The organism is Boseongicola sp. (assembly GCF_057460485.1).
In genome coordinates this window covers 1-11,620 of sequence record NZ_JBVCWP010000110.1, presented here as the reverse complement: position 1 = coordinate 11,620, position 11,620 = coordinate 1, and the positions used below count along the sequence as shown (strand labels likewise).

Annotated in this window: 14 protein-coding genes and 1 pseudogene; 9 read left to right on the top strand and 6 right to left on the bottom strand. The window is 57.2% G+C overall.

All coding sequences use genetic code 11. The features are described 5' to 3' along the window. On the top strand, nucleotides 1-463 hold a 463-nt coding region (locus tag AC221Y_RS13190; RefSeq protein WP_486707490.1), incomplete at its 5' end, for a thiosulfate oxidation carrier complex protein SoxZ. Between the two features lie 15 nt (nucleotides 464-478). Here the strand turns inward: AC221Y_RS13190 and AC221Y_RS13185 are convergent. Continuing rightward, entirely contained in the window at nucleotides 479-781 is a 303-nt protein-coding gene (locus AC221Y_RS13185; protein WP_486707489.1) for a hypothetical protein, read from the bottom strand. 92 nt (nucleotides 782-873) lie between these two features. Here AC221Y_RS13185 and AC221Y_RS13180 point away from each other — a divergent pair, with 92 nt between their 5' ends. The 4 genes from AC221Y_RS13180 (at nucleotide 874) to AC221Y_RS13165 (ending at nucleotide 4,523) form a co-directional block, all read left to right on the top strand. Then, on the top strand, nucleotides 874-1,353 hold the full coding sequence (locus AC221Y_RS13180; protein ID WP_486707491.1) for a lysozyme inhibitor LprI family protein: 480 nt from the start codon (nucleotides 874-876) through the stop codon (nucleotides 1,351-1,353). Nucleotides 1,354-1,479: 126 nt separating this feature from the next. After that, complete coding sequence (locus AC221Y_RS13175; protein ID WP_372928243.1) at nucleotides 1,480-2,067, top strand: rhodanese-like domain-containing protein; 588 nt, start codon at nucleotides 1,480-1,482, stop codon at nucleotides 2,065-2,067. A 134-nt stretch (nucleotides 2,068-2,201) separates the two neighbouring features. Then, nucleotides 2,202-2,708 (top strand): GlcG/HbpS family heme-binding protein, encoded by a 507-nt coding sequence (locus AC221Y_RS13170; protein WP_372928242.1) that lies wholly within the window; start codon nucleotides 2,202-2,204, stop codon nucleotides 2,706-2,708. Nucleotides 2,709-3,623: 915 nt separating this feature from the next. After that, the gene (locus AC221Y_RS13165; protein ID WP_486707492.1) at nucleotides 3,624-4,523 is read left to right on the top strand and encodes a hypothetical protein; all 900 of its coding nucleotides are present in this window, start codon (nucleotides 3,624-3,626) and stop codon (nucleotides 4,521-4,523) included. A gap of 51 nt (nucleotides 4,524-4,574) precedes the next feature. On the opposite strand, the pseudogene AC221Y_RS13160 reads toward AC221Y_RS13165, so the two are convergent. Next, a pseudogene (locus AC221Y_RS13160) lies at nucleotides 4,575-4,697 on the bottom strand (hypothetical protein); the annotation flags it as partial. Nucleotides 4,698-5,233: 536 nt separating this feature from the next. Between AC221Y_RS13160 and yajC the strand changes: the two are divergent. Beyond that, nucleotides 5,234-5,506, top strand: coding sequence for a preprotein translocase subunit YajC (yajC, locus tag AC221Y_RS13155; protein WP_486707488.1), 273 nt, complete (start codon nucleotides 5,234-5,236; stop codon nucleotides 5,504-5,506). Nucleotides 5,507-5,804: 298 nt separating this feature from the next. Beyond that, a complete protein-coding gene (gene nei / locus AC221Y_RS13150) occupies nucleotides 5,805-6,671 on the top strand; it encodes an endonuclease VIII (protein WP_486707487.1) in 867 nt (288 codons plus the stop codon). 13 nt (nucleotides 6,672-6,684) lie between these two features. Here nei and AC221Y_RS13145 read toward each other — a convergent pair whose 3' ends face one another. Continuing rightward, nucleotides 6,685-7,704 carry an integrase core domain-containing protein gene (locus AC221Y_RS13145; RefSeq protein ID WP_486707486.1) on the bottom strand — a complete coding sequence of 340 codons (1,020 nt, stop codon included), beginning with the start codon at nucleotides 7,702-7,704 and terminating at the stop codon, nucleotides 6,685-6,687. Between the two features lie 330 nt (nucleotides 7,705-8,034). Between AC221Y_RS13145 and AC221Y_RS13140 the strand changes: the two genes are divergently transcribed. After that, nucleotides 8,035-9,243, top strand: coding sequence for a serine hydrolase domain-containing protein (locus AC221Y_RS13140; protein ID WP_486707485.1), 1,209 nt, complete (start codon nucleotides 8,035-8,037; stop codon nucleotides 9,241-9,243). A 174-nt stretch (nucleotides 9,244-9,417) separates the two neighbouring features. Here the strand turns inward: AC221Y_RS13140 and AC221Y_RS13135 are convergent, their stop codons facing one another. Together AC221Y_RS13135 and AC221Y_RS13130 are read right to left on the bottom strand one after the other, a co-directional pair. Beyond that, entirely contained in the window at nucleotides 9,418-9,660 is a 243-nt protein-coding gene (locus tag AC221Y_RS13135; RefSeq protein WP_486707484.1) for a hypothetical protein, read from the bottom strand. Nucleotides 9,661-9,688: 28 nt separating this feature from the next. Beyond that, on the bottom strand, nucleotides 9,689-10,105 hold the full coding sequence (locus AC221Y_RS13130; RefSeq protein ID WP_486707483.1) for a hypothetical protein: 417 nt from the start codon (nucleotides 10,103-10,105) through the stop codon (nucleotides 9,689-9,691). Between the two features lie 243 nt (nucleotides 10,106-10,348). Between AC221Y_RS13130 and AC221Y_RS13125 the strand changes: the two genes are divergently transcribed. Further along, nucleotides 10,349-10,879: a Cache 3/Cache 2 fusion domain-containing protein gene (locus AC221Y_RS13125; RefSeq protein ID WP_486707482.1), complete on the top strand. Its 531-nt coding sequence runs from the start codon at nucleotides 10,349-10,351 to the stop codon at nucleotides 10,877-10,879. 98 nt (nucleotides 10,880-10,977) lie between these two features. Here AC221Y_RS13125 and AC221Y_RS13120 read toward each other — a convergent pair. Further along, nucleotides 10,978-11,620 (bottom strand): hypothetical protein (locus AC221Y_RS13120; RefSeq protein WP_486707481.1); only part of this gene is annotated, 643 nt, incomplete at its 5' end.

Genomic DNA, 11,620 nt, shown 5'->3' with positions numbered 1-11,620 from the left:
GATCGATAATTTCTCTCATGTGCGCGCGGTGCTGGAGACCGAGGACGGCAGTCTGCACATGGCCACGAAGTTCCTCGCCGCTGCCGGCGGCTGCGCCGCCATGCAGGCGAAGGATCCGGAAGCCGACACGGTGGACATGGGCAAGACGATCGTGCGCACCTTCACACCGGCCCTGGACTCCAACCCGATCTGGTCGGGACAGGTGATGATCAGGCACCCGAACCACAACGGCATGCAGCTCGACATCAACACCGCGAAGTTCATCCCGGCACGCTACGTCAAGGAGATGACCGTGATGCGCGACGGTGAGCTGGTGTTCAAGATGGACGGAACGTTCTCCATCTCGACCAACCCGAACTTCCGCTTCACCTTCGGCAAAGGCGAGGCGAACGATCTCGATGTGGTGATCGTCGACACCGATGGCACGGTGTTCAAGGGACAAACCCAAGCGAAAGGGTCGTAGCCGGAACGCGGCGCCCTACTCCAGCGTCTCCGCCTCTTGCTTGCTCGAGTAATAGATGTGCGCCTGGAGCAAAAAGTCGTCGGGGCGTTTGAGAAAGAGCGTCCGCGCCGTCTCGTTGCCGAAGCAATAGGTCTTGCCCCGATATTCGATGTTGACCGAACAGTCGGTCTGGATGTCCTTGCCGAGCGCAAGGCCCATCACGCATTCGCCGCCAAACTCGCCGCCGGGCGTCTCAGCTGCGCGCGCAAGCCCGCCGACAAGAACGAGCATCGCGGCGACAAGGCATGGTGTTGCAAAATTTCGCATCCAGAACTCCACGCTTGGAAGGCTCCACGCTTCGAGAACCGCTGAAGCCTAGCGTAGCCCCCTCGCCATTCAAGAGCTTTCCGCCTGGACGCGTGCACGTCTTGGTGATCGATTATGGTTTTTGCGGAAAATTGACGGGAAAGGCGTTCTTGATGTTTGAGCACACGCGGCGCGGCGGGTTTCTCGGTCTCCTGCTCTTGGCTCCCTTGCTCTTGGTTCCCCTCCCCTTGGCGGCGCAGGACCAGACCAATTGCAACGCCCCGCAGACCCAGACGGACATGAACATCTGCGCAGCCCGCGCCTTCGAAGCCGCGGACACGAACCTCAACGCCGCTTACAAGACAGCGATGGCGGAGATGAAGGCGACCGACGCCAACCTGCCGCCTGAACTGAAAGGTGCGGAGAAGGCGCTGCGCGCAGGGCAGCGCGCCTGGATCACCTATCGCGACAAAGCGCACGAGGCTTACGGCTTCCTGGCCCGGGGCGGGAGCATGGAATCCATGCTGGTCGGCTCTTGCCTGGCTGACGTGACGCGCACGCGCACCAAGGAGCTTGAGGATCTGGGCTCAGGCCTCGGCAATTGAGGGGATGAGGCAGCCGCCTACTGGACGCTCTGTGTGACCCATGTCACAGATGGATCGAGCCGTACTTGCTATTACGGCGACCAAGTCTGCCGGCTCATGAACGGCAGGTTCCGATGGAGTGAAACCATGTTACTTCGAACGTTGATTGGCGCGGGCTTTGCCGTTTTGGTGCTTGGCTCTCCCATCACCAAGGCAGGTCCGGCGAACATTCAGTCGGATGTCGACGCCGCAACAGTCACGCCAGCCAAGGCTACGCCCCTCGGCCTTTACCTCACTCCACAAGAAGCGCACCGGGCCCTAACCGAGAATCCCGACATCCTATTCATCGACGTTCGAGATCCAATCGAGGTCACCTTTATCGGCCATGCTGAGGGCGTCGATAAGATCATTCCTGTCGGCATAGCGACCCGTGAGGTGGACCCGGAGACGGGCCAGTACCGGATGGCCGCCAATCAAGACTTCGTCGCCAACGTCGATGAATTTGTCGCAGCGCAAGGCAAAACGAAAACCGATCCAATCATTGTCAGCTGCCGGTCCGGCTCGCGGTCGGCGCTCGCCGCGCGAAAGCTGATCGACGCCGGCTACACCAACGTCTGGAACCTCGTCGAAGGCTTCGAAGGCGACAAAGCGCCAGACGGGACGCGCAAATCCAATGGCTGGCGCAACGCCCATCTTCCCTGGACCTATAAGCTTGCCCATGGGGTTGCTTGGTAAAGGACAACTCGGCTCTTGAGACAGGCGCCTTCGAGACACGCTTGATCGTAGCGCTACGGAATTACCGGGAGCGGACATCATGCTTCCCGCCCGGTAAACTCCGTACAACGCAGATTGAGTTTAGGAGTTAGCCCATGTTGCATCAAACCGCGCGCGCCCTCGCTGCGTTTCTGCTGCTGTGTTCAAGTCTGGCGACGCACGCGCTGGCCCTCGATATGCGCCCGAGCGTGTCCCTTGAGTTGGCGAAGCGCATGGCGGACGCTTGTGAGGCGAAGGCTAAACAAGAGGGCTGGAACCTCAACATCGCGGTGGTCGATGCCGGTGCCGATCTCGTTCTTTTCCGCCGCATGCCCAACGCCTATCTCGGCAGCATCGACATCGCGTTGGACAAGGCTCGCAGCTCCGCGCGGCTGCCATTCCCCACGCGCGGTCTCGCTGACATCGTTTACGGGAAGGACGGCAAGGGCGGGCGGACGCCCGGGCTTGCTCACGTTGAGGGCCTGATGGCCTTCCCTGGTGGCCTGCCCATCAAGGCCGATGAGACGCTGGTCGGGGCCATCGGCATCAGCGGCGCAACGGGGGATCAAGACGAGGAGTGTGCCCAGGTCGCCATCGATGCCATCGCCGAAGACCTGAACTGACGGTCTGCCTAGTGCGGGAAGTGGTGGCCGCACAAGGACTCGAACCTTGGACCCGCTGATTAAGAGTCCAATGACTCGTTAGTCCCCTCAAGGGGCATTCCGACAAATTCCTCTTTCGTTCCCGCATTGAGACGAAAGGGAATTTGGACAATGTCGGAACGGATTGATGCCCGCCAAACCACCCCGGCGAGCGCCGCAAAGCACGCGAACGGCGTCCAGGAGACGCTCGGAAAACGGGCGCGCGAGCGCAACTCACCCCTGCCTAGCGCCGATACAGCAGGCAGCACCCTCCCCCGGCCAGCGCACCCCTCAAATCGCCTCCTAGCTCAGCTCAACGAGCGATGGAGGGTCGTAGATGATCCGCTGCAATGGAGGCTGCAGAAAAAGAAGGGCAACCTGCGGGACAAGAACTCCGGCTGGGACAACCGCTCCTTCTGCCGGACGAAAGACGACTTACTCCGATGCATCCGCGAGCATTGCTGCTCGCCGGATCAAGGCCAGCTAAGGAGCATTCGGGAGTACAACGGCGTAGACAAAGTTGCGCTGCAGCAGGTGCGCGCCCTCCCCGACTGGCACCCAGACTGGGATCGCCAAAACGATCACACAAACTTGGACGTTCTTGGAACGGACCAAGCACACAGCGAACACCAAGCCTCGCCTTTGGCGTCCAAGGCATCTGTGGTCTGCGATGCTGGCGAATAGCAATCCGCAAGAGCTCGCTCTGCTCTCTATTAGATTAGGCGCACTGTGGGAGGGGAGTGGTTCATAAGTGGGGCGAGAGCGACTGTGCAGGCCATAGGTGCAACAAGAGCAACTCCAGCCCCCTCATCGGTACAGCCAGCGCGTAGTCGAAACGCGGCCAAGTCCAAGCGGCAGCACGCAAGCAAGCGCATCACCATGCGTCAGGCTGAGAACATGATGGCAGCAGTCTTATTCGCAAAATCGGTTGGCTTGGCTTTGGTTGCCCACCTTACTATCCACTGGGCTTGCACTGACGTTGGTGATGACCCTGATGGCAAGCTCTTCGCCAAGGTCCGCGAAGGTCTGGACAAGTGGCTCGGTCGCCAGGGTGTCGGGTTCGCCGCTGTGTGGGCACGAGAGCGACAGTCAGGGGGGCAATCCGACGTCGAGCACTGCCATATGCTTTTCCACCTACCGCACGAATACCGTGCGGGAAAGAAGCTGCATAAGGTCGAGAATGCCATCTACCGCCTCATCAGTCGGCATGGTCGGCGTGATGGCGACAAGAAAGGTGACGGCTACTGGGCCGACGAAGTCGCCAAACTCGTGATCCACGAGAACCCAGACGGCAAATACCTCATCAAGGGTGGCGGTCTGCAGGTATGGAAGCGCTTCCGATTGAGAAGGGAGCATCGCCGCTGGCAGGGCCTCATCCACGGCAAGCGCTGCGGCACGACCCAGAACATCGGACCGGCAGCGCGCAGATGCTGGAACGAGCATCAGCATCGACAAGGCAAGGTGCACGAGCAACGACCCACGAAGCACTCCAGGCTGGCGTTCCGGCGTCGTTTATCAATTGCTTCGTGCGGGTTGATACGTATCGTACGCACCGCGCTTTACGACGGCTTGTCCTCGACTCTCGCAGATGACCTGCACGGTAAATTTCTCGGCGACCTGCGCTATATCCTCGGTCTTCAAATCGTGACCGCCCTGAGCCACCTTGGGCTCTACGTTGTTGGCCTTCAAAAAGCTCTTTGCAAGTTCACCGCGGATCGCAAAGTTCACATTTTGAGGGAGAGGGCCAGACGCCTTCAGCACTTCGATGTCTGCAAGACGACCGGTCACGACTCCTAAAACGTGCCCTTCACCGTCAACCAAAGGACCGCCGGAGTTGCCGGGCTGCACGGGTGGAGTGAACTGGAGGTAGCGGGTGTCGTTTCGTATACCCGATAGCGAGCTTATGTTGCCCGAGGTGAAATTGACGCTGCCACTCAGGACCCCCGAGTAGGGAAATCCTAGCGCGTACACGGAACTGCCCAGGCGTGGTGACGTAGCGCGAGATGCGAGCAAACTTTACAGCAGCATCGTCCTGATGATTGTCTGAGTAGACCTAATTCTAAGGTGTAACGAGCCCAGCCGTTCTGTTTTGGGCACGCGAGGTGATCCAATCGCTAGATGCGTACGTAGAGGAGGGAGACGGCTCATCCAATGACATCACTGGCGCTTTGACCAATACGCGTGATAGTGTTGGTCATATCGCAATAAAGAAACGTGTTGAGAGGAAATCAGATGGCAGGGCGTCTTTGGAAGTCGATTATGGATCCGAATACAAATGCCTTCGCCCGATTGCCGAAGACCGTTAGGTTCCAGCTTATGGTAGTACTAGCTCTGCTTTGGTCCACAATTTTTTGTGTGAGCGCCGGATTGCTATTTTGGCTTCCTGGCTACATTTTGGTTCATGTCGTGCTCATTGCGATAGGGATTTTTGGTACGCGTTGGGCATTTAAAAGCGTGCAGGCGACAACGAAAAACAGCGCGTAGACTATTAACCCGGAGCGATTGTTATGATCGGTCAGGAAATTCTCATACAAGGCTTGGCCGTGCTTGGCGTGCTCATAATCGGGTATGCTTTTCTCTTGAGGCCCCAACTGCAACGTATTCGAGAAAACGAACAGTTACTTGAATCATTGCGAGTCGGTGACACGGTCGTGTTGACCGGCGGACTGGTTGGGACCATCAAGAGCTTTGAGGGACCGCGCCTGCTGATACTCGAGCTCTCCGATTCCACGCGCGTGCGGGCGTTACGACGCGGGATAGAGTCGAAATTCGAGGAATGAATAAAGTCAAACATGCCTTGGCGGAAAGTTATCCGGGACGAGTTTGATGCGGTTGTCACTTAGCGCTACGTGCTCTATTGGCACCTAGCGGACGTCAATGGTGAGGTCAGCACGTTCCGCCTATGCGGCGTATTACAATCAAGCGCGCACTCACTTGGCATTAGTGAAGGACGCGCCTATGCATCGAGCGATCCAGCGATGTGGCGACATTACCAGCATTCCCATCCTGCCTGGACTGCACCATCAATACTTCCGGATATGATTATCGGAAAAGACCACGGCGTAGGGAGTGTGTGTTATGCCCGAGGGGCCGGAGATTCGTCGTGTAGCCGATCGGATCGAGCGCGCCATCGGTGGGCGTGTCGTAACCGAGGTGCGGTTCCTTTTTCCGCACCTCATGCGCTTTGAGGATTGTCTTCGGGGACAAATCGTGACCGCTGTCAAGACCCATGGCAAAGCCATGTTGGTGCAATTCAGTGGAGGTCTTTGCGTCTACGCTCACAGCCAGCTGTATGGCCGCTGGTACGTGATCTCCAAGAGGAAGCTGCCAAAAACGAACCGCAGCCTGCGCCTTGAGATCCATAACAACCATAAATCGGCGCTTCTCTACAGCGCCTCGGAAATTGATGTGCTTACACCCGAGCAAGTCCGGCGACACCAATTCCTGTCAAAGTTGGGCCCCGACGTGCTCGCTCAGGACGTCGACGAGCATGTCATCTTGAATCGGATAACGGACCGGCGTTTTGCGCGCCGGCAGCTGCATGCCTTGCTTCTCGACCAGGGTTTCGTTGCAGGGCTTGGAAACTACTTACGATCGGAGATCCTCTTCGCAGCGCGAATGCATCCGATCCGCCGTGCAGGTGACCTTTCGGCTATCGAAGCGAGCACGCTTGCACGTCGTATCCTGAGCGTTGCGCAGCAGGCGTATCGCACTGGCGGCATCACTAACGATCTTGACCGTGTCAAGGTGGCGAAAGCCCAGGGCATGAGACGCGCCCAGTATCGTCACCACGTCTTTTCTCGTGGCGGTTGCCACTGCTGGACGTGCCACGCCGAGATCCATGAGGAAGTACTGGGCGGCCGCAAGCTTTTTCTTTGTCCAAGCTGCCAACCTCAGCCGAAGCGTGCTCTGGCGACTCGCAGAAAGTCACGCGAGAACTCCTGACTATACCGAAAACCTAAACCCGGACGTAGTGGTTATGAAGTCCGCCAAGGACGGCGTGCGACCTGATGCTTCCGGTCCGCTGAATGGGTCGAGAGACCGGTGCATCTTTAGCCAACGACCAGTGGGTTCTGATGTTGTTGTAATAGCGAGCATAGGCTTGCAAGACCCGGCGCAGATGCGCCTCGCCCAAAACGATGAGATGATCGACACACTCGCGCCGGATAGAGCCGATCAGCCGTTCGGCAAAGCCATTCTGCCATGGTGAGGCTGGGGCTGTAGGCTTGTCTCGTATGCACATGGTTCGCAGCCGGCGTCTAAAAAGAGTGCCGTAGATCCGATCCCGATCGCGGATGAGATACCGCGGAGCCTCCTCCCAAGGAAACGCCTCACTGACTTGACGCGCAATCCATTCTGCCGTCGGGCTAGCCGTGACATTGACCCAGACCAGTTCTCTGCGGTCCAACCATACGATGACCAGCGTATACAGCAGATCGAAGCTGATGGTCGGGATGACAAACAGGTCCATGGCGGCAATGTCTGGTGCGTGATTGCGCAGAAACGTCTTCCATCCCTGGCTCGGTGGCCCGCTTCGCTTGACCATGTATTTGGCGACAGAGGACTGAGCAACAACCTCAAACCCGAGCTTGAGGAGTTCGCCGTGGATGTGCGGCGATCCCCAGAGCGAATTTTCCATGCTCATCTTCTTGATCAGCGCACGAACGTCCGAGTCGATCTGGGGCCGCCCTCCCCGCGCACCCGACTTCCAACGCCAATAGCTGCGAAAGCCCGCCCGATGCCATCGAACCAACGTCTCCGGTCGGATGATCGTAAGAACGCGAAGAATAGAAGGAAATAAACGGTACAGCTGGACCAAGAACCAGCGGTCGCCGTTCGCGAGAAGGGCCCGGCCCGGCATCCTACGCCGCAAAATGATCAGCTGATGCCGCAGCACCGCTTTCTCAGCTTCAAGACGACGTCTCGACTTGAATGGCAAGGCGATCAGAGCCAGGAAGAAGCGGAGCAGCGCTAACATTCTGCCCTGACGTTAGGCGATTCCTTCGGCTGAACAAATTCGGATGAGATTTTCGGTACACACAGGCATACGCTGATGATCCTTGGCTGCTGGCCGAGACCGATTCACCGGTGGTAAGATGCCGCGCAGGTCTAAGTTTGCTTGCCGCTCTTAGCCTCTTGTTCCTCAACGGCCCAGCCTAGCTAATCTCTGGTGGAAATCATGCGTCCGGTGATGTCTCGTGTGCTTGTTCTTGGTGGCCTCGTCGCAGCCTTAGGAACCTCGAACACAGTCCTAAATGCGGAATCCCAGGGTGATGATCCGTTTGCGACACATCACGAGCTTGGGCTGATGCAAGGTTTTCCTCCACCACCCGATAAGCTTGTGACCAAAGACAATGCCCTGCTGACGCCGCCCTTCAATCGCTGGTCCTATCAGAACATGCGGCTGATTTATCCTTCAGCGCCGATCCCAGCCGCGCATCAAGCCGTCCCGATTGATCGACGCATTGATGGTTCCATCGACTATCTGAAGGTCAAGCATCCTGGTACCGGCGGCACGGTCGATTTAGCTACGGCTCTGAAAGAAAGTTACACGGACTCCATCGTCGTGATTCACGGCGACAAGATCGTCTACGAGAAATACTTCAACGGCATGCACGCGGATCAGCCACATCAGATGATGTCCGTGACGAAGTCGTTCGGGGGACTCCTCGGCCTCATGGCCGTGATGGACGGCAAGATGGGCGAAGACGATCTGGTGGTGGACTACGTGCCTGAACTCAAGAGCGCCGGAGCATTTGCCGACGCCACCGTTGAACAAGTTCTCGACATGACAAATTCGATGAGCTTCACCGAGGATTATGCAGATCCGCAAAGTGGCATACGTCGCTATGGAGCTACGCTTGGATGGACCGAGCCACTGCCAGACATCGACTATGAAGACAACTTGTATGATTACCTTGTGACGCTCGATATCGACCCGGACCATGAGCATGGCGAGATCTTCCACTACCAAACGCCCAAGACCGATGTGGTCAACTGGGTGACGAATCGCGTCAACGGCCAGTCATTTCAGGATGCGATGTATGAGCAGCTTTGGGCCAAGCTGGGGACTGAAGGGGAGACTTATGTGCTGCTCGACAAGAACGCGACGCTCGTTGCTGGCGGTGGCCTAAACGCAACGCCGTACAATCTGGCCCGCTTCGCAATGATGATGATCAACGACGGCAAGTTCAATGGCCGGCAGGTCGTGAAGACTGAGGTGATCGATGCCCTGGCAAAGGGTGGAAGCATAGAAGCCTTCGACAATGGTCCAGATTCTGACGGTGTTGTGCATCCGAAGGGCGAATGGAGCTACCGCGCTCAGTGGTGGGTCAAGCACACGCCGGGTGCAGAGGCCTTTATGGCCATCGGGATTCACGGACAGTGGATTTACGTCGATCCGAGCCGAGATATTGCGGTTGTGAAGATGTCGTCACAGCCCATGTCCGAAGGCGAAGTTATCAATGGACTCGACCTCAACACTTTCTACGCAATCGTACAGCATTTAGCAGAGTGAGCGCATCTGATTCTCAGCGTAGCCGATGGTTGCTTTGGGTCAAAAACGGAAGTCAGGCGCGCTCGCCAGCATGTCTGCTTATCCCCACTAAACGGACGTAACTGGCTGCGCCTAGGTTATCCCTTGGTGAAAGACATAAGGCTGAGCACAGTGAGGAGCAGCCACGCCCTCCTCTCATTCCGGTCCAAGCTGGTCATCTTCTTTGTTTCTTGGCTTCTCGATCTGTTTGTTCTTGATCTCTCTTCGGTCTTGCTCCTGACCAACGAGAAAGCCAACGACTCCTCCGGCTACTAGTCCAGCCAGGTTGCCCAACCCCGGCAACACCAACCCTGCACCGAAGCCGGTAATCGCGCCTGCTACCGTCGGATTGCGTTTCGCCCAATCCTTCGCTTTGTCCCAAGTCGTCTTCTCGGCCATGACAACCTCCTGTTTGACCCTTCGCTACTCAACCACGCTGGGAATAGAGAAAAACAGCCATGCCAGGAAAAGGAAGACCCTTTCCGAAAGGGGTCAGTGGAAATCCGGGCGGTCGCCCGAAGGTATCGTTGGGCTTCCCATTGTGGCCCATCAGACGCATCATTTTGGCTTCTATGTAGACACGCTCGCCACTCGGCAGCGTCCAAAGCCAGTCGTATTTTTGTCGCGGCGCATTGAGATAGGGGACATCACTTTCGATCTGGCCGTATGTTGCGGGTTCAGTAGCGCTTAGCCTTCGTCTCACAAGAGCGAGTGTCTGTGTCTCGGTATGGGGGCCGATGCCAGGCTGATAGGCTCGTTTTGTCCTGACGCTGGTTGCGACGGGATGCTCGGCGTCCACTGCCTCGATGGCTTTCGCGAAATCTGCTGTAAGTTCTGAAATCACAAGAGGCCGTACAGGATCACAAAAACATCGCTCTCAATCATGGGATGATTCTGTCTTACGATGCGAGTCCAGGCCGGGTAGAATTTTCGGAAAGGACAGGCGGCATTTCACGTTCGAGCCTGAGCCGCATGCGAACACCTATTTTGGCTTTCCGATTAAGCAACGGCCAGGTAGCGGCGGGGAGAATTTGTAAGCTCTAACTTCTTTCATTAGACTCGTGCAGCATTTCTGGAGACTTGCGATATGAATCAGAACAGCTTCTGCGTCAGCATCTTTGCGGCCGGATTCTTTATAGCGATTTCGATGCTCATACCGAACCTCGGCCTCGCTCAGATAGAGCAGATGGACAAACTCAAGGCTGACATGGCGGCTCTGATAGCGAAGACGGCTGAGTTAGGATCACCCAACATCGAAGGGACGTATCCTGTTGGTGGCAAGAGTGTTCCCGGCTTGTATTTCGGCAACATCAAGATGAACAACGTCTTTGATGTTGTTGACGAGGTGTCGAAGGAACACGGCGCATTCTCCACGATCTTTGTGAAGGACGGAAGCGACTACGTGAGCGTAGCGTCGACCATCAAGAGGGACGACGGTTCACGTGCGATCGGAACCGTCCTGGACCCAAATGGGCCGGCGATTGCGATGATCAATAAGGGCAAAGCGTACTATGGAGAGGCGACCATTCTTGGAAAGCCTTACATTACCGCCTATGAACCGATCCGGGACGCTGCCAATAATGTCATCGGCATCTACTTCGTGGGCTTCATGAAGTAAGAAACGCATTGGCGATGGGAAAAAGACGGAAGACAGTGGCAACGATGCCGGCGTCCGGACCTACCCCGAGCCCAAGGGGTGTTACTTCGCGTGTACGGTCACGTGAGCTTCGACACTAAAAAGACCGCAGCGGTCCCTCCCAACAGCACGAGCCCAGTCCACGAGAGCACCAACATAGCAGGCCCCGGACGATGCTCTTTATTCACGGCCTCGGACTGCACGGCGCGGAGGTTCAAGTATCCGAGCGCCGGCGCTGTCACGAACGAGACGATCGTCGCCACGTCTACCATGGCCGTGAGGCTCTGGACGAACAGTGCGAGCACGACGACCGTCCCGATCCACATCGCCAGGATGGCTGCCCAGTATATCCGTGCGGCCGAGACAACAGGTGTATCGACCGGGATCACGAGGCGGTGGATCGACCGCTCGATTGCCCGGGGAAACCCATCAATGACTGTCAAGGAAGTGGACACCATGGTTGTGAGTACGGCGACCATTACTAATGGCCGCATCCACGCCCCCAGGGTCGTGGAGTACAGATCGACCAATTGTGTAGCGAATGCGATACCCTGTGAGGAGAAACTCTCACCCGAGGCGTACATGAGACCGGCACCCAGGATCAGGAAAGCGAACGCGAAAAGTCCCGTCCCGATATATCCTATTCTGAAGTCGAGCTGCGCATCAGCAACGGTGACCGTGGTTCCCGTCGCCTCGTTCTTCGCCAATGTCCACAGAGAGCTC

What these genes read in the sequence shown, in the direction of transcription:
- AC221Y_RS13135 (WP_486707484.1), bottom strand. Translation starts at nt 9,660, where the DNA reads ATGGCCGAGAAGACGACTTGGGACAAAGCGAAGGATTGGGCGAAACGC.
- AC221Y_RS13125 (WP_486707482.1), top strand. Translation starts at nt 10,349, where the DNA reads ATGAATCAGAACAGCTTCTGCGTCAGCATCTTTGCGGCCGGATTCTTT.
- AC221Y_RS13170 (WP_372928242.1), top strand. Translation starts at nt 2,202, where the DNA reads ATGTTGCATCAAACCGCGCGCGCCCTCGCTGCGTTTCTGCTGCTGTGT.
- AC221Y_RS13165 (WP_486707492.1), top strand. Translation starts at nt 3,624, where the DNA reads ATGATGGCAGCAGTCTTATTCGCAAAATCGGTTGGCTTGGCTTTGGTT.
- yajC (WP_486707488.1), top strand. Translation starts at nt 5,234, where the DNA reads ATGATCGGTCAGGAAATTCTCATACAAGGCTTGGCCGTGCTTGGCGTG.
- AC221Y_RS13175 (WP_372928243.1), top strand. Translation starts at nt 1,480, where the DNA reads ATGTTACTTCGAACGTTGATTGGCGCGGGCTTTGCCGTTTTGGTGCTT.
- AC221Y_RS13140 (WP_486707485.1), top strand. Translation starts at nt 8,035, where the DNA reads ATGCAAGGTTTTCCTCCACCACCCGATAAGCTTGTGACCAAAGACAAT.
- nei (WP_486707487.1), top strand. Translation starts at nt 5,805, where the DNA reads ATGCCCGAGGGGCCGGAGATTCGTCGTGTAGCCGATCGGATCGAGCGC.
- AC221Y_RS13145 (WP_486707486.1), bottom strand. Translation starts at nt 7,704, where the DNA reads ATGTTAGCGCTGCTCCGCTTCTTCCTGGCTCTGATCGCCTTGCCATTC.